The sequence below is a fragment of the Shewanella sp. SW24 genome, assembly GCF_025653395.1.
Taxonomy (GTDB): Bacteria; Pseudomonadota; Gammaproteobacteria; order Enterobacterales; family Shewanellaceae; genus Shewanella; species Shewanella oncorhynchi.
In genome coordinates this window covers 1-18,795 of sequence record NZ_JAKKSH010000011.1, presented here as the reverse complement: position 1 = coordinate 18,795, position 18,795 = coordinate 1, and the positions used below count along the sequence as shown (strand labels likewise).

Genomic DNA, 18,795 nt, shown 5'->3' with positions numbered 1-18,795 from the left:
CGCGACTTTCCTATAATCTCGACTGAGTACTTTGCATTTTAAACACTTAGCGCTGTTATCGCTGCGCCACTGTTATCGGGATGAATAGCGTAATGCTTAAAGAACTCGCGTTCGATGGTTTGTTATTTAGTCCATTAATTATCTTTATCCCCTTAGCTTTTCTGCTTTCCTGCATCACTCGCGGGGTACTCTATCAAACTGGGCTCTATCACAAGCTGTGGCGCGCAGCTTGGTTCGAAGTTGGGCTGTTTATCTGCTATCTGGCTTTGGTCATTTACTTGCTTGGGAGTTGATTGTTCATGGGAAAAATCTTTCGTATCAGCCTCACCCTTATTGTGGTCGCGATTGCAGGTATCGCCGGACATTGGATATGGTCGCACTACCTTTATTCTCCTTGGACCCGCGACGGCCGAGTTCGCGCCGAAATCATTACCATAGCGCCAGATGTATCCGGTTGGGTAAACCAACTGAATGTAAAAGACAATCAAGTCGTTAATAAAGGTGATGTATTGTTCACAGTGGACGATACCCGCTACAAAGCCACCATTACCGAATTGAATGCCAAAGCGGAAAGCCAAAAATTGACATGGGAACTGGCAAAACATAAATACAAACGCCGTATCGGTTTGACCAACGCCAACTTAGTCAGCAAAGAAACCTTCGACGAAGCCTTTATCAATACCGAACTGGCAAGAACCAGTTATGAACTCGCACAGGCACAATTGAATACCGCCAAAATTGACTTAGCGCGGACGCAAATTCACGCTCCCGAAAATGGCACACTGATCAATTTAAGCCTGCGTAATGGCAACTATGTCAGCAAAGGCAACTCGGTATTTTCGCTCGTTAAACAAGACTCTCTCTATATCACAGGGTATTTTGAAGAAACCAAAATCCCCTTGGTTCACATAGGTCAAAACGCCGATGTCAGCCTAATGAGTGGCGGCCATGTCTTGCACGGCAAAGTGGTCAGCATAGGTAAGGCGATTGCCAATACCAATGTCACCACTAATGGGCAGTTATTGCCGCAAATCGGCCAAACCTTTAATTGGGTGAGGTTGTCGCAGCGGATTCCGGTCGATATCCAGCTAGATAGCATTCCTAAGGACATAGAGCTGAGCGTGGGCATGACAGTTTCCATCCAGCTACAGACTGACAAATAGTCATTATGACGCTGTTACTTAAGAGTTTATTTTTTCCTGACCGACGAACCATCATCTTCGCGATTAAAGGCGTGATCTCGATGGCGCTCGCCTTATATGTGGCCATGTTCTTAAATTTAGAACGGCCATATTGGGCGCTGGTGTCGGCGGTATTTTTGCAAATTCGCCCCGAAAGTGGACTCGTGATCGAAAAGGGCTTATGCCAAATTGGCGGCACCTTAGTCGGCGCGCTCGCGGGGATTGCCATACTCAACGGGTTTACGCCCTATCCCGAACTCGCCTTAGGATTACTCGCCTGCTGGATAGGGCTAAATTCTGGGTTGTCGGCCATGGTGCGCCAGCAAAACTTTGTCTATGCCTTTGCTATGGCGGGCATGACAGCCTGCTTGATAGTGCTCATTGTGATGGCGAGCCCGAGCACAGCCGATAGTGCAAAAATATTCGATGTGGCGCAGGCGAGGATCAGCGAAATTATCGTCGGCGCAATTTGTGCCGTCTTGGTCAGTTCGCTACTGTGGCCGACCAAGGTAAAACATGGTCTGCAACTGCATGCTAAAAACACAATTAATCAAACACTTAACTATCTTGCATTAGAACTCGATTTACAGGGCGTACATGCGAGCCGCCATGAACATATCGACACTATTATGGAATCAGTATCGGCGCTGAGTGACGACTCCAGCGCGGTGATTTATGAAGGTCCAGAAGGACGCGGACAAAGCCATGCGGCAAACTTTCTCTGCAATAAAACCCTTTCGCTGTTGGCGGCAATCCAAATATTTGGCCGACTACAACGTAATCATTCCCATCTGGTCAGCGAACCGCTCGCGAAAACCTTAGCCAATATGCGCAGCAGTTTTACCCTGATGGCGCAATCCACTGATGACCAAGAATGCTACAAAATGGCGCGTACTTTAAGGTATCAACTCCAACAAAACCTGATGCAATACCGCGACCGAACCCCATTAGAGACTCGCTTACTCAAAGTTGCGATGGAGTTAAGCGCCGATCTGATCATGGTGCTCAAGAGCTACAACGTGCTGACCAGTCATTCTGCGGTGCAGCTCAACGCGCCGCCGATAGAGTTTCACCGAGACCCATTAATAGGCGTTACCACGGGCCTGCGCAGCATGGCGGTGTTTGTCATTGGGGCTTCACTGTGGATTGGCACAGGGTCGAGCGCGGTCCTCATGATGATCCTGCTGCCCGTGGTCTTTTCCATCATGATGGCGCGCCAACCACTGCCGATGTTAACCACTATTTTGCGCCGTATTCTTGTCAGCATCACTATCGCTGTACCGCTCACGGTATTTTACGCTTTACCTTTGCTGGCACAGAGTAGCGGCGATTTCGAAATCCTCATTTTAGTGCTCGCAGGCCCCTTTTTTATTGGGCTACTCGCCTTGGCGAATCGACCGACCTTGCCCTATGGGCTCGGCATTTGCGTGCCGTTTGCTGTGTTAGTGCAGCCCAGCAACACCATTTCATTTGCGATAGAAAACACCGTCAGCAATGCCTTAGCGATTTTTGTTGGCGTTACTGTGCTGTATTGGTTGTTTAAATTGATTACCGAACCTAGCCAGCGGTTGATGCAATATCGTCTGCTGCAATCCATCCAAAAAGATCTGGTGCATATCGCGCAGCATGATGATCCTGAGCCTTGGTTTAACGCCCGCATGGGCGATCGACTGCTGCGGATCGCCAGTTACGAAAAAGGCTCGGGCAAGAGTTCGAGGGTATTTACCGATCTGGTGTTTACTGCACTTAATCTGGGCCATGTGTCGATTCGGATGCGGCGCATGTTGCAGGGCATTTCAGATACGCACTTAAACTTAGGCTTAGAAAATGCACTCAACCTCTGGCAACACAATTTAGGTCAGGCATTTATCGCCTGCGCCCACGGCCAAGTCGCAGAAGAGTTTAACATCAGCAGCGAAGCCTTATTACAAGCGCTGGCCCAATGTCCGTTACCCCACGAACAATTCACTATGATTGCTGGGATGTTTGAACGCATCACTTTAACCTTTGAACGCACTGCCCACAGTATTGCAGAGCAGAAAAACACCGCTCAAAAATAGTCAGATCTCAAACTATTTTCCGCCCCCAAAGCCACTCTCGCACTGCCGCCAAAACCATTTAAATCCAATAGAAGCTTGATATTTGGCCGATAAAATGCCTTAATATAATTAGATCACTAACTATATTGGTGATATAAATTCAATTATCAACCAAGGAGCAATTATGTCTACGGAGAACCCACCAGAGGAAAATCTTATCTCGCAAGTAGCAAGCTTTACCCGATTACACGCCAAGGAAACAATGCAGTTTATGTGTTTATGCGCAATATTAAGCACCTATCTCTTTGTCATTTTGAAACCGAGTATTATTCAAAATAACAAAGCGTTAGGAGACAAATAACCCATGAATTACCTGGCTTACGTTTCCTTAGCGATTTACTTTATCGCCATGCTTGCTATTGGCTTATTCGCCTATAAAAAATCCACCAGCGATGTGTCCGGCTATATTTTGGGCGGCCGCAAGGTGAGCCCACAGGTCACCGCACTCTCAGCGGGTGCATCTGACATGAGTGGCTGGATGCTAATGGGTCTTCCCGGCGCAATGTTTTTGGTTGGTTTCGAAACCATTTACATCGCACTTGGACTATTAATTGGTGCTCTAATTAATTACTTGGTCGTTGCACCCAAATTAAGGGTCTATACCGAAGTCGCGGATAACGCCCTCACTATCCCGGAGTTTTTTGCTAAACGCTTCGGCAATGCCAACAGCAGTATCCGAATTATCTCGGCCGTGATCATTGTGATCTTCTTTACCTTGTATACCTCAGCGGGTTTAGTGGCTGGCGGTAAGTTATTTGAGTCAGCATTCGGCCTGAACTACGACATAGGTTTAGTCGTCACCCTCGGCGTAGTGGTTTCTTATACCTTGTTGGGCGGATTCTTAGCAGTGAGCCTCACTGACTTTGTCCAAGGCTGTATCATGTTTGTCGCTTTAATCTTAGTGCCTGTGGTGGCATATCAAGAGTTTACCAGCGCTGACACTATGCTGAACTTTGCGTATCAATCGATTCCACACTTCACCGATGCCATGCAGAACGTCACTATGTTAGGGCTTATCTCAAGCTTATCTTGGGGACTCGGTTACTTTGGCCAACCGCACATTATTGTGCGCTTTATGGCAATTCGTTCAGTCGCTGACATTAAAACCGCCAGACACATAGGTATGGGCTGGATGACAGTGACCATTGTGGGTGCACTGGCAACAGGTCTTGTCGGTATCGCTTACGCCAATAAATTTGGCATGAAGCTGACCGATCCTGAAACCATCTTTATCGTGTTTTCTGAGTTGTTGTTCCATCCAATCATTAGTGGCTTCTTATTAGCCGCAATTCTGGCCGCGATCATGAGCACCATTTCATCGCAACTATTAGTGTCATCAAGCTCGCTAACGGAAGATATCTATCGCGTTATTTCGAAGAAAGAATCTAGCGAAAAAGACATGGTGAAAATGGGACGTTTTGGCGTAGCAGGCGTGGCAATTGTCGCAAGTCTACTGGCGCTTGACCGCTCTAGCAGTGTGCTATCACTGGTGAGTAATGCATGGGCAGGATTCGGTGCAGCCTTCGGTCCGTTAGTCTTGTTTAGCTTGTATAAAGCTAACTTAACCCACAAAGCCGCGATTGCCGGCATAGTGTCAGGTGCAGCCACAGTGCTGTTTTGGATTTATGCACCAGTACTTGCTGACGGTAAAGCTTTAACCACAGTGGTGTATGAGATGATCCCCGGCTTTGCCGTGAGCAGTGTGGTGATTTGGATAGTCTCGTTACTCGATACTGATCCCTGTGCCAAAACCACTAAATTATTCCATAAGGCTGGCCGTGTTTTAGCCGAAGACAGATGAGGCGCGCAGGTATGACTGACTTACCCTGGAAACGCATTGTCGTTAAGGTAGGTAGTGCCCTGATTGCTCCACACAAACAAGGTTGCAGCAGCCACTACTTACTCGGCATTGCCCAATTTATTACTTATTGTCGTGCCCAAGGGATCCAAGTTGTCTTGGTCTCTTCGGGCTCAGTCGCCGCGGGATGGCATCACTTTGGCGAGGTTGATAAACCGAGCGTCACAGTGAAGAAAGCCATGGCTGCAGCGGGTCAGGCCGATATGATGGCCACATGGAACAAGTTATTCGATTTCCCAACCGCACAGCTACTGTTAACCCACGGTGATTTACGCAATCGAGATCGTTACATTAGTATTAAAGACACGATTTTCAGCCTACTCGAACATGGGCTATTGCCTATCATCAACGAGAACGATGCCGTCACCGCCGACAAGCTCAAAGTTGGCGATAACGATAATCTCTCGGCCATGGTCGCCGCGGCGGCCGATGCCGATACGCTGATTATCTGTTCGGATGTGAATGGGCTTTACACACAAAACCCCCATGAATATCCCGATGCACAGCTTATCAAGCAGGTGACCGAGATTAATGCCGAGATCTACGCCATGGCAGGCGGCGCCAGCAGTGCCGTCGGTACGGGTGGAATGCGGACTAAAATACAAGCCGCCAAGAAGGCGATTTCCCACGGGATCGAAACCTTTATTATCAATGGTTTTGATGCCGACTCATTCAACCAATTGTTGAAGGGCCAAAACCCAGGAACCTTATTTACCCCCGATGAGAAGCCAATGCAGGATCACTTGCACTGGATGACACATACCTCGCAGGCTCAAGGCGAAGTCATTGTTGAAAATGACTTTAATATCGCCCTTGATATCCATAGCGAGCAATTGACCAGTGACGATGTCGTTGCCATCAATGGGGACTTTTCTGTCGGTGACACCATTTTAGTACGCAAAGACGATGGCACTAAATTGGCAAAGGCCAAATCCAATTACAGCAGTTGTTTACTTAGCTTTATCACAGACCAAGACGATCGCGAGTTTGCCAGTGAATTTCAGCAAAAGACTGGACCGATTATTTCCGAGAAAAACATCGCCATTCTCGAATAAGCATCAGCCGAATAAAACTAAGCGAGTAAACATCTAAGCGGAGTAAATATGACTTTAATCAAAAACTTATCTAAAGAAGCTGCCAAAGCGGCTCTTATTCTCGCCCAAGTTGACGAACAGCTTAAAAATACTGTACTCCTCGATATGGCACGCTCATTACGCGAAAAGTCCTACGAAATCCAAAGCGCTAACTTAATTGACCTACACAGAGCAACAGCCGATAACGTCGGCCCAGCCATGCTCGACCGATTAACGCTAACACCAGAGCGTATAGAAGCTATGGCGGTAGGCATTGAAGCCATCGCCGCCTTACCCGATCCCATTGGCAACGAACGCTATATTGGTCAACGACCTAATGGTTTATCCATCAGTAAGATGCGCGTTCCCTTAGGCGTGGTTTGTATGATTTATGAAGCGCGCCCCAATGTCACCGCCGATACGGGTGCCCTGTGCTTTAAATCCGGTAATGCCGTGATCCTGCGCGGTGGTAAAGAGGCGCTGCACAGCAGTAAAATTATCGCCACTATTTTGCAAAGCGTATTGAAACAATACGGCTTGCCCGAGGCGTTAATCACAGTAGTGCCAGACCCAGATCGCGCCCTCATGCTAGAACTGCTGCAGCAACGAGATTATATCGATGTGATCATTCCCCGCGGCGGCGAAGGCTTGATTAACTTTGTGACTGACAACAGTAAAATCCCAGTGATCCAGCATTTTAAAGGCGTGTGTCATTTATACGTCGATAAAGATGCCGATCTGGATATTGCTATGGACTTACTGCTCAATGGTAAAACCCAGCGCACTGGCGTATGTAATGCCCTCGAAGCCCTATTAGTACACCAAGAAATTGCCTCGCAATTCCTGCCTAAAGTAGCCAAAGCGCTGGCCGAGCATAAGGTTAAAATCAACGCTTGTACTCAAGCCGGTGGTTATTTTGAAAACTGTACTTACATGGAAGAAGACGATTTCGGCCAAGAGTATTTAGACCTCGAAATCGCCATTCGCCAAGTGGATCACTTCGACCATGCTATCCAACATATTGCCCGTTTTGGTAGCCAGCACACCGAAGTGATTTGCACCGAAAACGAAGTCACAGCCGCACACTTCCAACGTGCAGTCGATGCTTCTGTGGTAATGGTCAATGCCTCTTCGCGTTTCTCCGACGGCAGCGAACTCGGCCTTGGTGCGGAAATCGGCATCGCGACATCTAAGCTTCATGCCTACGGCCCAATGGGACTCGAATCCTTGACCGCTGAGAAGTATTTAGTCTCAGGCACAGGCCAAGTGCGGGCGTAAACCTAAGGTGTAAATCACACTTTTAGGCTTAACAAGTCCGTTGGATTTCGATTCAATTGTAAAGATTAAAGGCCACAGTCAGTAACGACTGTGGCCTTTTTGTTGGCTAAATTGACTCGAACCACAACAGCCTGAGTTCCCAGTCAATGCCCTGAAACCGAGTTATAGTAAGGCATGCGCTAAAACCTCAGATCCCACTGCGACGGCTTATCACAGCTCGCTGACAAGCTATTCGCCAATAAGTTACAACCCAGCTTAAACAATTTACACATTGTGCATATTGCATTTATTTTCAACAAACCTATCATGCGATCGATTCTCATTTGCACCTAAACACTTTGTTTGCACTCAGGATCACCAATCATTATTTAATCTGAAATCGCCTGAAAGGATTGAAATACCATGCCTCCCCTATCTGTTTTAACGTCTTGGCGCTCGCCATTGATCCCTGTACTTCTCAGCACACTTACTCTGTCGGTTCAAGCCAATACTGACCCTAAGCAAGATGAGAAAAAAGATACAGAACAGATAGAAAGATTAAACGTAGTAGGAACCTACACCCGCGCGGCAATGAATAGCGCCACGGGTTTGTCTATGTCACTCAAAGAAACCCCACAAAGCGTCACTTTGATTACCGAAGAGATGATCAGTGACAAAGGTTTGGTCACTATGGAGTCAGTGTTAAATCACACTCCTGGCGTCACTATGGTGGGCGATGCCTCTGAAAATAGTCAGATATTCGTGCGCGGTTATGCACTCGACAGTGGGGTCCAAATTGACGGCTTAATCACGACCTCTTCATCCCATGTTTACAGCGGCTCAATTGATCAAGGTTTAGACCCTGTGATTGCCGAACGGGTTGAAGTATTAAAAGGTGCGGCTGGGATCTTAAGTGGTTTAGGTGAACCTTCTGCCACGGTTAATTTTATTCGTAAACGCCCAACGGATGACACCCGCGCCACGGCAAGTGCGAGTTATGGCTCATGGAATACCTATAGATTAGAAGCCGATGTTTCTGGCTGGCTAACGGATTCGGGCAATGTGAAAGGTCGATTCGTGAGTGCGGTGAAGAAAGGCGATTCTTTTATCGATCGCTATCAGCGCGATACCACAGTGCTTTATGGCGTGGTTGAAACGAGTCTAGGCGTAGATACTAGCCTGTCACTGTTTGCGGACTATCAAAAATCACAAACCGACGGCGTGTATAACTGGAACTCTAATCCCGCATTTTATACCGATGGCACAGCTGTCGATTTTGGCCGCAACTACTCTAGCTCACAGGACTGGACCCATTGGGACGTGACCCAAAAGAGTCTCATGGCCGAATTTAAACATAGATTCGATAACGACTGGTCACTCGTCAGTGCCTATCGTATCGCTAACGCCACCATAGACGCATTGGCCTTTTACCCAGGCGATTATATCGTCAAATCAACCGGCGAATTTGTTGGCCCTTGGGGCGATACTTATGCCGCCCAACATGATCGCGAATCCGATACCAACAGTTTCAACCTGTATGCAACGGGTAACTTCGACTTACTCGGCCGTGAACATAGCGCTGTGATCGGTTTTAACTACGGTGACAACGAGTTCGATAACATCAACACTGAATCTGGACGCCAACGTCGCTATAACGTCGCGGATCAGGGCCATTATCCCAAGCCTAATATTCCTAATTCACCCACCAATGGCCAAACCAATGAGCAAAGCCAATCGGGTGTTTACGGCACTGTCCGTGTCAATGTATTGGATTCACTGAAATTAATGGTCGGTGGACGCGTAAGTAACTGGTCCTATGAAAAGCATGATCTCGTGGGTAACAGCACAGATGCGACCATGGAAAAAACCGGTATTTTCATCCCCTACTACGGCCTAGTCTACGATGTGACCGAGCAGATTGCTGTCTACGCTAGCCGTACTGAAATCTTCAAACCTGGCACCTATTTTGGTGAAGATGGCCAACTGCTCGAACCTGCAGAAGGCACAAACGTCGAAGGCGGCGTCAAGGTCGCGCTGTTCGATGACACGCTAAACATGTCAGCCGCCATCTACGAAACCAATAAAGACAACGAACCCGAGTATGCAGGTAAAGGTCAGCTACCTTCCGGTGACTCTATCTACGAAAGTGTGGATGGGATTACCACCAAAGGCTATGAGTTAGAAATAGCCGGACGTCTTACCGACTTATGGGATATCAGCGGTGGTTATACCCACAACAATGCAGAAGATAAAGATGGCCTACGTCGTCAAACTTATCTGCCCGAAGATATCTTCAAACTCACCACTAAATATAACTTTGAAGACATTCTGCCGGGCATTACTGCAGGTGCGAGCTGGCGCTGGCAGAGCAGCACCTTCTATCAAGGCACTATTTGGGGTGTCGATGGCGCGCCGAATGTGGCTTACCGCCAAACACAATCCGCCTACTCACTCATTGACTTAATGTTTGGCTACCAAATCACACCTTCTATTTCTATGCAATTGAACATTAACAATATTTTCGACAAGAACTACAACCGTTCACTCTGGGGTTACGCCGACTTTGGCGAGCCACGTAATGCCACACTATCACTACGTTGGACGCTCTAAAACATAGCCCTAACCCGAAATAACATTAAGGATAATCAAATGAAACAAGCACTTGTAATACTCACTTTACTCGGCGGTATCGCTTTTTCGGCTCAAGCACATGAAGTATGGCTTGAGCGTAATAACGATGGTTCGGTTAAAGTGCAATTTGGCGAACCGGGTTCAGAGCAAGCTTCGGCAGAAGAGTTAGCATCGTTAAGCGCGGCGCGTATTTTCGCCGCCAATGCCAAGACACCGTTAACCGCCACAGCGCAGGCCGATCATCTACTGGTCAAAACCCAAGATAGCAAGAGTGACATCAGTTTCTATGCCGATACCGCGTGGCAACCATGGAAAACTGAGACCGGATTGCAGGCCGCAATACTCTATGCCCGCACGGGACAAGAACACACAAAAGCGCTGCAAGATTTTGAATTTACGCCAGTAAAGTCAGGCGTTCCCGAGTTTGTGCTTAGCTATAAAGGCGCACCACTGGTGAATCATCCAGTACAAGTTTATCGCCCCGGTTTTTGGAGTAAATCTTTCACCACCGATGCCCAAGGTAAATTCGCCCTCGATACCCCAGATGCGGGCCGCTACTTACTCGTCAGTAATCACACCACAGAAGGTAAACAAACACTCGCAGGCAACGAGGTTGATAGCGTTTTACACATCACCACCACGAGTTTTATCACTCAGTAATAATCTTATAGTGAGATGGAGTTAACGTGCGTTATTTAATGATAGGTTTATACATGCTGTGTTCTGCAGTCCACGCAAGCACAGCACCTGTAACAGTCGCCTTGCCCCAAACAGGCAGTACCAATGAACTTTTGCCACTCAGTGGCTCCATTAAATCCGCACGGGTAGCCCGCTTATCTGCACGTACCGATGGCCTAGTCGCCAAAGTGCTGGTCGATGCGGGCTCTAACGTTACCGCTGGCCAGCCTCTACTCGCACTCGATGACACCTTAGCCGTACATCAATTAGCACAGCGTCAGGCCGATGTAATGGCCGCTAAGACCATGCTGCTAGAAAAACAGCGACTCCTCACCGAAGCGCAAACACTCAGTTCTCAGCAATTATTCCCCGAAACTGAGCGCGCGATTCGCCAAGCGGCGTTAACCGAAGCCGAAGCTAATCTGCAGAGTTTAACGGCGGCATTAGCACACCAAAAAGAGGTGGTCGCCCGCCACCAACTGATCGCGCCGTTTGCGGGAGTGATTTCAAGCAAACAAACTGAAACTGGTGAATGGGTCAATGTCGGCACTGAAATCTTCACCTTAGTATCCCAAGAACAGCTCTGGCTCGATATTCAAGTCCCACAGGAAATGTTCCAAAACATAGCCACTGCAACTCAAGTCGATATTGCCGCAGATATGCTGCCTGAACAGCAGTTTATCGGCCATGTGAATGCACTCGTCCCCGTGAGCGACCACAATGCTCGCAGCTTCTTGGTGCGCTTAACCATTCCTGATGCGAGTGGACTTTTGATGCCCGGCACATCGGCCACTGCGACCTTCCACTTACAGCGGGCGCAACACAGTGTTGTCGTGCCGCAAGATGCGCTAGTCCGTCACCCGGACGGCCAGTTCAGTGTCTTTACCGTGCAAAACAACATAGCCCAACGGCATACCGTTCAAGTGGGCCACACGAGCGCCATCGGGATTGAAATCCTTAGCCCATTACCTAAAGACGCACCCGTGGTGATCCGCGGTAACGAGAGCCTACAAGACCAACAGCCAGTCTCTGTACTCAACTCTGCAGTAGGAGGTTAGTGGGATGCTAAAGTTTGGAATTAAACATGGCACCTTACTGTCGGTCATCGTCTTGATATTTTGCGTATTGGGCACGGCTGCCGCACTGCGTATCCCAATCCAAATGATCCCCGACTTAGATGTGCGCACCATCAGCGTGGCCACAGGTTGGCCGGGGGCAACGCCGCAAGACGTCGAGAAAGAAATTCTGCTTGAACAGGAACGCTACCTGCGCACCCTGCCCAACTTACAACGCATGACATCTTGGGCTGATACGGGTTCGGCATGGATAGAACTCGAATTCCCCCAGAGCACTGAGATCAGCGACGCGCTTATTCGTGTTAGCAATGCGCTCAGCCAAGTATCGTCCTACCCTGAAAACGTCGATCAACCACGGCTTTACAGCAGTTCATATTCAGACAACGCTTTCATGTATTTCCGCCTCGTGCCTGTCGCGGGGAACCCGCTGAATCTAGACATAGACATGATGCGCGATTTCGCTAACGACTTTATTCGCCCACAAATGGAGCGCGTCAAAGGCGTTTCCTCTGTCACTATTCAAGGCGGCGCTGAACGGCAAATTCAAATACGGCTCGATCCCGCCAAACTCGCCCAACGTGGCATCAGCATTATGGACGTGCGCCAAGCCATTCGAGATCGCAACAAGGACACTTCTGCGGGCGATATCGACAGTGGTAAAAAACGTTATTTACTGCGGGTAATTGGCCGTTTTGAGGATTTAAATCAACTTAAGCAACTGATTTTAAAACGCCAAGGTAATACGAATATTCTGCTGCAAGACGTTGCCGAGATAAAACTCGACCACGCCGAGATCCGTGAACTGTCCTTTGCCGAACAAGAACGCACCCTCAGCTTAGCGGTCAAACGGGATGTCGGTTCTAACGTTATCGCCATCAAAGATGCCATGATGCCCGTGATAGCGCAGATCAATCAAAATCAACTCGCCCAGCACGCCATGCAGTTAGAGTTATTCAGTGATGATGTGCGCTATGTGCAAGATTCAGTTGAAAATGTGTGGGTGAATTTAGGTCTAGGTGCCTTACTGGCAACCTTGGTCATGTACCTCTTCTTGCGCTCGAATCGAGCAACCCTGATTGGTGTTATCGGTATTCCGCTGTGTACCTTAGCCGCCTTCGTCGGGCTGCTGGTGTTTGATCGCACCATTAATGTCATTTCATTGGCGGGTGTTGCCTTTGCCATAGGCATGACGGTCGATAACAGCATTGTGGTGCTCGAAAGCATTGAACAAGCGCGCAGACGCGGATTAGATCGTCTCGAAGCAGCCATAAGTGGTATCTACGATGTGTGGCCTGCGGTACTGGCCTCGACGCTCACCACAGTACTAGTGTTTGTACCCATTCTATTTATCAAACAAGAAGCGGGACAACTGTACTCGGATATCGCGATTGCCATCGCTTCATCCATTATCGCTTCAATGCTGGTCGCGGTGTTCATCGTACCCGCCGCTATTGCCCGTTTTGGTTTCGGTAAGATGCACTCGGCGCAGACAAACCAAAGTGAGCCGCCCAAAGCATCACGCATATTGAGCTTAGTCAGCCAACTTGTACTGTCGGCAAGACGCCGCACCTTTGTGATTGTGCTGTCACTCGTCTCGACGATTGGGCTTGCGGCTTGGCTTATGCCTCCGGCCGAATATTTACCCGAAGGCGAAGAACCAAAAGCCTTTACTTCTATGGTCGCACCGCCGGGTTACAACCTATCGGAAATGGCTAAAATTGCTGAAGAATTAACGACTCAGCTATCTGCGAGAGTCAATGCCGAGGCAACATCCTTTGAATCTGGTGAGCAAAAAATTCCGCCACTAAAATACTATACCCTCAGCGTGGGTGTCGGCAGTATTTGGGTGATGAGCGAGCCCGTTCGCAGCCAAGATATGGATGCCATGATGAGTTCACTCACCGCCTTATTTGAGCAATATCCTGGCATGCGCGCCTATTCATCGCGGGGCTCCATTATTTCCAGCAACGATGGTGGCACCCGCGCTGTCGCCTTGGACATTTCTGGCCCAAATCAAGTCAGCCTCTATCGTGCTGCAGAAGCGGCGTATCAAGCGGCGGAAAAAGTATTTGCCGAACCACAGCTGTATTCAGACCCATCGACCTTGTCGCTAGACCAACCACTTTGGCAGATTTCCCCTCGCTGGCAACGTCTTGTAGAACAAGATTTTAGCGGCAGCGAGTTTGGCTATGCGGTTTCGGCACTGAGCGATGGCGCCTATGTCGACGAGTTTTTCCTCAATGATAACAAGGTGGATATCTTTCTATTTAGTCTGGCAGGCAATCAACAGAGTCTGTCGCAATTGGCACTTGCTCCGATAGTCACGCCTAAGGGTAATGTACTGCCACTGCAAGCCTTGGCCGACATTAGTGAGCAAATGGATAGTGACAGTTTACGCCGCGTCGATGGCCGCAGAACGGTGACCCTTTACATTATTCCGCCACGTTCCATTGCGTTAGAAACCGCTGTGGCTAAGGTGCGGGAAGAATTAGTCCCCATCCTCTATCAACAAGGTGCTGTCGGCAAAGATGTCAGTTTGGATATTTCGGGCGCAGCCGATCAGCTCGAAGCGACGAAAGCGGCACTCTCCAGCAATTTTCTGGTCGCCGTGTTGATCATCTATTTGTTATTAGTCGCGATTTTTAATCACTGGGGTTATCCGTTATTTGTGCTGATCACTATCCCGCTCGGACTTGCGGGCGGTTTAGTCGGCTTACAAGCGCTTAATTCTATTGGCAGCTTATTTGCGTATCTTGGCGGCCAAGGTTGGCACCAACCCTTTGATATGATTACTATGCTTGGATTTCTAATCCTATTAGGCACAGTCGTTAACAACCCGATTTTGATCGTGGAACAGAGCCGTAAAAACCTGCAATCGGGTCAGTTTGGTATCGTTGATGCCGTAAAATCTGCCGTCGCCAGTCGATTACGACCGATTCTAATGTCTACCGCGACGACCTTGTTTGGCTTATTGCCGCTGGTGTTATTCCCCGGTGCTGGCAGCGAACTCTACCGCGGCGTTGGCATAGTGGTATTGGCAGGCCTCATCGTGGCAACGCTACTCAGCTTAACCTTTTTACCCGCCCTGTTAATCTCTGTGCTATCCCGCACCCACAAGACAAATTCAGCAGAAGTGGCACACCATCATGACTGAAAAAACCAACATGACTCCGCCGTTAACACAAAGACTGATGCGCTGGAAAACGTCAGCCATCTGGAGCGATAGCCTGCACATAGGTAATCGCTGTCTCGCAGCAACCTTTGGTGGCTATTTGTTAAGTGCAGTCGCGACTATTTTGCTCGCGCAAATCCTGCCGTTATCTCAGGTTGATCGGGTGTTAACCGCCATGATGCTGTCATTTACTGTGTACACCTGCGCAGTGATTTGGGTGTTCAGCGTTAAATCAACATGGCGATACTGGCTGGATTTATTCGCGCTTAGCGGTCTGCTGTATTTAGCTTACCTCGCCGCTAAAGCGTTTGATGCTACAAGCGCTCAAGGGAGTGGATTATGAAAGACTCCTTTTTTCGTTCAATGACTTGGCTACACACTTGGGTTGGATTGCTCACCTGCTGGGTGTTGTTTCTGGTTTTTTTCGCCGGAACAGCGGCCTATTACCGTGCTGAAATCAACCTGTGGATGCAACCCGAAAACCACGGCAGCCAATATGATGCCAATGCGGATAATCAACAATTAATACTCAAGGGCCTCACGTCCTTGGCACAACAAGCGCCTGACGCTGAGTCGTGGTGGATTTACTTACCCACACACCGGATGCCATTACTGACCTATGCATGGAGCGATCCCGCCGCTGAAGGACAGCGATTTGGTGATTATCATCAAGGCTTTATTAACCCTGCGACAGGTGAAGCCTTACCTAAAGCACGGGAAAGCCGAGGGGGCGACTTTCTCTATCGACTGCATTTCGACTTGTACTATATGAGTGTGCTCACAGCGCGTTGGATTGTCGGCTTTTGCACTATGTTCATGTTGGTCGCCATCATCAGCGGGATAGTGATCCACAAACGTATTTTTAAGGATTTCTTTAGTTTTCGCCCCGGAAAAGGCCCGCGCTCTTGGTTAGATGCCCATGTCGCCAGCTCAGTTCTCGCATTGCCATTTCATCTTATGATCACTTATACCGGCCTAGTGACCCTGATGTTTATGTATATGCCATGGGGACTTAACACGCAATATGGTGATGAAACTCAAGCCTTTTATTCGCAATGGAAACCCATTTACCAAACTCCCGCCGCCACTGGCACACCAGCCACTATGCTCGATAGTCAGAGTTTACTCAGTGCGATTCACAGTGTCGTGGGTGAGTCGCCACTTGAAGGCTTGCAGTTTGATAATCTCAACGACAGCAATGCCAGCGTAACAGTCAAAATCGCACCTGAGCACAGCTTAAATCAGCAAGCGCCTTGGTATCACTTGTCTACTGTGACAGGTGCTGTGTTGGCGCAGTCGGCTGTGACTTCGGGAGCGAATCAAACCCAAAGTGCCATGATAGCCCTGCACAGTGGTCGCTTTGCAGGCCAAGGCCTACGTTTACTGTATTTACTGGCGGGATTAACAGGCTGCGTGATGATCGCCAGCGGCGCGATTATGTGGGCCGATAAACTGGCACAAAAGCAGCTTAAAAAAGATAAGAATCATAGCGGGCTCACGCTAGTGAACATGTTAAATCTCGCCACCTTTGCTGGCCTGCCCATTGCGCTAGCCTGTTATTTTTATGCCAATCGACTCTTACCCGTCACCTTTGCAGATAGAGAGAACTGGGAAATCCATTGTTTCTTTATCAGTTGGGCGTTAGTCGCACTGCTCGCTTGCTTCAAACGAGATAAACAAACATGGCAACGACTTTTTTTACTCACAGCCTTGCTTTATGGTCTGCTACCCCTGCTCAATGCCATGACTTCGCAGTATCAGCTGATAAGCAATCTACAGCGCCAAGCCTATGTTCTCGCAGGATTTGATCTCATGATGCTCGCACTTGCAGCGCTGTTTTACATGGCAGCCAAACGCTTGCGTAGCCCTAAAAAAGTGCTGGCTACAAGGGTAACCAAAGCGACGGCAGAATTAGGAGTTGAATCATGACAGCCACAGTCGAATTATTAACCTGTTTTATCGCCATGGGGCTGTTGGCCTTATCTTATTTTAGCTACCACCGCGCCGTGCGTAACCGCCCGTTAACCGATGCACAGACACGCGGATTTCGCACCGCAGGTACTGCAACGCTCGTCCTGTGCTATTGGCTTGCCAGTCGTCATTACGGCCCAGCGTACGCCAGCGTATTACTGCTCGGCTGGGTGTGTTTAAGTTCGATAATCCTAGTGATTTTACTCAGTTACAAACCACGCTGGCTACAGCCCATATTGCCCGCCAGCGCCGTAGTATGTTTGCTCGGTTTGTTGTATTAAGTCAATCATAACCGAAGCTAAGATGAGTTAGGCTTAATAGCAAATCGCAGAGTGTGAGGTGGATAGCCAAACCCTAATCCAATATGATCATACTGAAAATGATTAAGCACTCACACTCCAAAGACAAACAGCACTTTTATTTTATAAGAAATATCCCTATAAGTTAGACGGCTACAAATATTTAACAAACACATCCTACTGATACGGTATGTGAGTAAAGCGTTTGAAATTTAATGAGTGTAAGTTCTTTTTTTGCAGATGCTCAACTACACTAAACCATTCAACGTGTAGTGAGAATAAACTTACTCCTTGTTCAGTATCAACAACGTTGATATCACATAATGAGCTACTATGTTCTAACTCTATCTGACGCCTCTTCAAGTTAATTACTTCTAAACTTTTTTCCATATAATTCTTTATTAGCTGTCTACTCTTCAAATGCATTTCTGAAATTGCGTAAATATAACCATCCATAATTTGATGCAAATCAATTTTTTCACCATATTTTAATAACATCTGTTGTGAAAAAATACCGCTATCGATTAGCTTTTTCTTAGCAAGTGGCACATGAAAAATAGCAACACTTTGATTATCTTCTGGACTCCAGCGAACACCTGTAGTGAACGTTTTTACGGGCAACGAAGCATGCTGTACATAATTCCTTAATTTGCATCCAAAAATATAATCAGGATTATTCTTTGATATATCTTGTCGATGCTTTTTAACCTCGTCGTGGCTACTTTCTGAAGCAGTAATACTTTTAACGAATGATTTCTTATCCCCATCATGAAAGTGGCGATCAAGATATAGTTTACTGAAGTTTAAAACATTGAAATAAAGGCGATTTAGCTTACTACGATTATTATGATTCTTTATGTAATCATATTTAACACTGTCAGAAATAGCTCTGACACTCATTTCATACATTGTAGACTTAGCTTCAACATAGGATTCTATTACCTGATCATATAATTCTTCATGGTCAAGTATTTTAGATAGAATCTCTCTAGCATTACTCAACTCTAAATATTCACAATCACTTAGCTTTGCCTTATGGGTTTTCAGCAAACTGTCGCTCACTATACTAAAGTGTAATTCTTTCAATCTATCAACCCTGATGATGCTATTTATTAACTCAACACATTAGATACGTTAGTAGTATTAAGTCAAATAACAAATCATTCTGATGTGGACATTAATATTAAAAACAAAAAATAAAACAGGTAGTTCTCAGCTGGTCCTAACCCCGGCTCAATTCCGCAGAATGTAGCTCTGAAGGATCCCCTCATAAATCAGCCATAGCATAGCCATATTTGAGCAACTGATTGGCGAATAATACCCAGGCCGCCAGCAATTCTTTCTCCGTGATTTGATAATCAGGCCGCCTGAGTACCTCCAATCCCAAGCGAATCGTTGAGAGTACCGTTCGATGCCCAATGGTATTGGCCTGAAAATGCTTATCCCAGCCCTGTTGCTGTGCGTGTAAACCAACTAGCCACAACAGGCATTGAACCATCA

The 18,795-nt window shown here is 47.6% G+C and carries 15 protein-coding genes and 1 pseudogene; 14 read left to right on the top strand and 2 right to left on the bottom strand.

The features are described 5' to 3' along the window. Window positions 1-92 precede the first annotated feature (92 nt). From L5M17_RS10755 to L5M17_RS10690, 14 genes are all read left to right on the top strand, one after another. Window positions 93-293 carry a DUF1656 domain-containing protein gene (locus tag L5M17_RS10755; protein ID WP_131524438.1) on the top strand — a complete coding sequence of 67 codons (201 nt, stop codon included), beginning with the start codon at window positions 93-95 and terminating at the stop codon, window positions 291-293. Window positions 294-299: 6 nt separating this feature from the next. Further along, window positions 300-1,163, top strand: a complete 864-nt coding sequence (locus tag L5M17_RS10750; RefSeq protein WP_263147308.1) for an HlyD family secretion protein — start codon at window positions 300-302, stop codon at window positions 1,161-1,163. Between the two features lie 5 nt (window positions 1,164-1,168). Beyond that, window positions 1,169-3,241, top strand: coding sequence for an FUSC family protein (locus tag L5M17_RS10745; RefSeq protein ID WP_263147305.1), 2,073 nt, complete (start codon window positions 1,169-1,171; stop codon window positions 3,239-3,241). A gap of 163 nt (window positions 3,242-3,404) precedes the next feature. Continuing rightward, window positions 3,405-3,581: a hypothetical protein gene (locus L5M17_RS10740; protein ID WP_168826181.1), complete on the top strand. Its 177-nt coding sequence runs from the start codon at window positions 3,405-3,407 to the stop codon at window positions 3,579-3,581. A gap of 3 nt (window positions 3,582-3,584) precedes the next feature. Further along, window positions 3,585-5,081, top strand: coding sequence for a sodium/proline symporter PutP (gene putP / locus L5M17_RS10735; protein WP_168826179.1), 1,497 nt, complete (start codon window positions 3,585-3,587; stop codon window positions 5,079-5,081). 11 nt (window positions 5,082-5,092) lie between these two features. Beyond that, window positions 5,093-6,193, top strand: a complete 1,101-nt coding sequence (gene proB / locus L5M17_RS10730; RefSeq protein WP_105250714.1) for a glutamate 5-kinase — start codon at window positions 5,093-5,095, stop codon at window positions 6,191-6,193. Between the two features lie 48 nt (window positions 6,194-6,241). Further along, window positions 6,242-7,489, top strand: coding sequence for a glutamate-5-semialdehyde dehydrogenase (locus L5M17_RS10725; protein WP_263147302.1), 1,248 nt, complete (start codon window positions 6,242-6,244; stop codon window positions 7,487-7,489). Between the two features lie 402 nt (window positions 7,490-7,891). Then, window positions 7,892-10,078 (top strand): TonB-dependent siderophore receptor, encoded by a 2,187-nt coding sequence (locus L5M17_RS10720; protein WP_263147299.1) that lies wholly within the window; start codon window positions 7,892-7,894, stop codon window positions 10,076-10,078. Window positions 10,079-10,117: 39 nt separating this feature from the next. After that, complete coding sequence (locus tag L5M17_RS10715; RefSeq protein WP_105250717.1) at window positions 10,118-10,759, top strand: nickel transporter; 642 nt, start codon at window positions 10,118-10,120, stop codon at window positions 10,757-10,759. Between the two features lie 26 nt (window positions 10,760-10,785). Continuing rightward, window positions 10,786-11,835 carry an efflux RND transporter periplasmic adaptor subunit gene (locus tag L5M17_RS10710; protein WP_173248394.1) on the top strand — a complete coding sequence of 350 codons (1,050 nt, stop codon included), beginning with the start codon at window positions 10,786-10,788 and terminating at the stop codon, window positions 11,833-11,835. Between the two features lie 4 nt (window positions 11,836-11,839). Further along, complete coding sequence (locus L5M17_RS10705) at window positions 11,840-15,007, top strand: efflux RND transporter permease subunit (protein WP_263147296.1); 3,168 nt, start codon at window positions 11,840-11,842, stop codon at window positions 15,005-15,007. Continuing rightward, window positions 15,000-15,368: a hypothetical protein gene (locus tag L5M17_RS10700; RefSeq protein ID WP_105250720.1), complete on the top strand. Its 369-nt coding sequence runs from the start codon at window positions 15,000-15,002 to the stop codon at window positions 15,366-15,368. The genes L5M17_RS10705 and L5M17_RS10700 overlap by 8 nt, the downstream gene beginning before the upstream one ends. Next, complete coding sequence (locus L5M17_RS10695) at window positions 15,365-16,954, top strand: PepSY-associated TM helix domain-containing protein (protein ID WP_263147294.1); 1,590 nt, start codon at window positions 15,365-15,367, stop codon at window positions 16,952-16,954. The genes L5M17_RS10700 and L5M17_RS10695 overlap by 4 nt, the downstream gene beginning before the upstream one ends. Continuing rightward, window positions 16,951-17,277 carry a DUF3325 domain-containing protein gene (locus L5M17_RS10690; protein ID WP_263147290.1) on the top strand — a complete coding sequence of 109 codons (327 nt, stop codon included), beginning with the start codon at window positions 16,951-16,953 and terminating at the stop codon, window positions 17,275-17,277. Before L5M17_RS10695 ends, L5M17_RS10690 begins: the two co-directional genes overlap by 4 nt. A gap of 195 nt (window positions 17,278-17,472) precedes the next feature. Here the strand turns inward: L5M17_RS10690 and L5M17_RS10685 are convergent, their stop codons facing one another. Together L5M17_RS10685 and L5M17_RS10680 are read right to left on the bottom strand one after the other, a co-directional pair. Next, window positions 17,473-18,381 (bottom strand): hypothetical protein, encoded by a 909-nt coding sequence (locus L5M17_RS10685; protein WP_263147287.1) that lies wholly within the window; start codon window positions 18,379-18,381, stop codon window positions 17,473-17,475. Window positions 18,382-18,562: 181 nt separating this feature from the next. Then, window positions 18,563-18,795, bottom strand: a pseudogene (locus L5M17_RS10680) (IS4 family transposase); the annotation flags it as partial.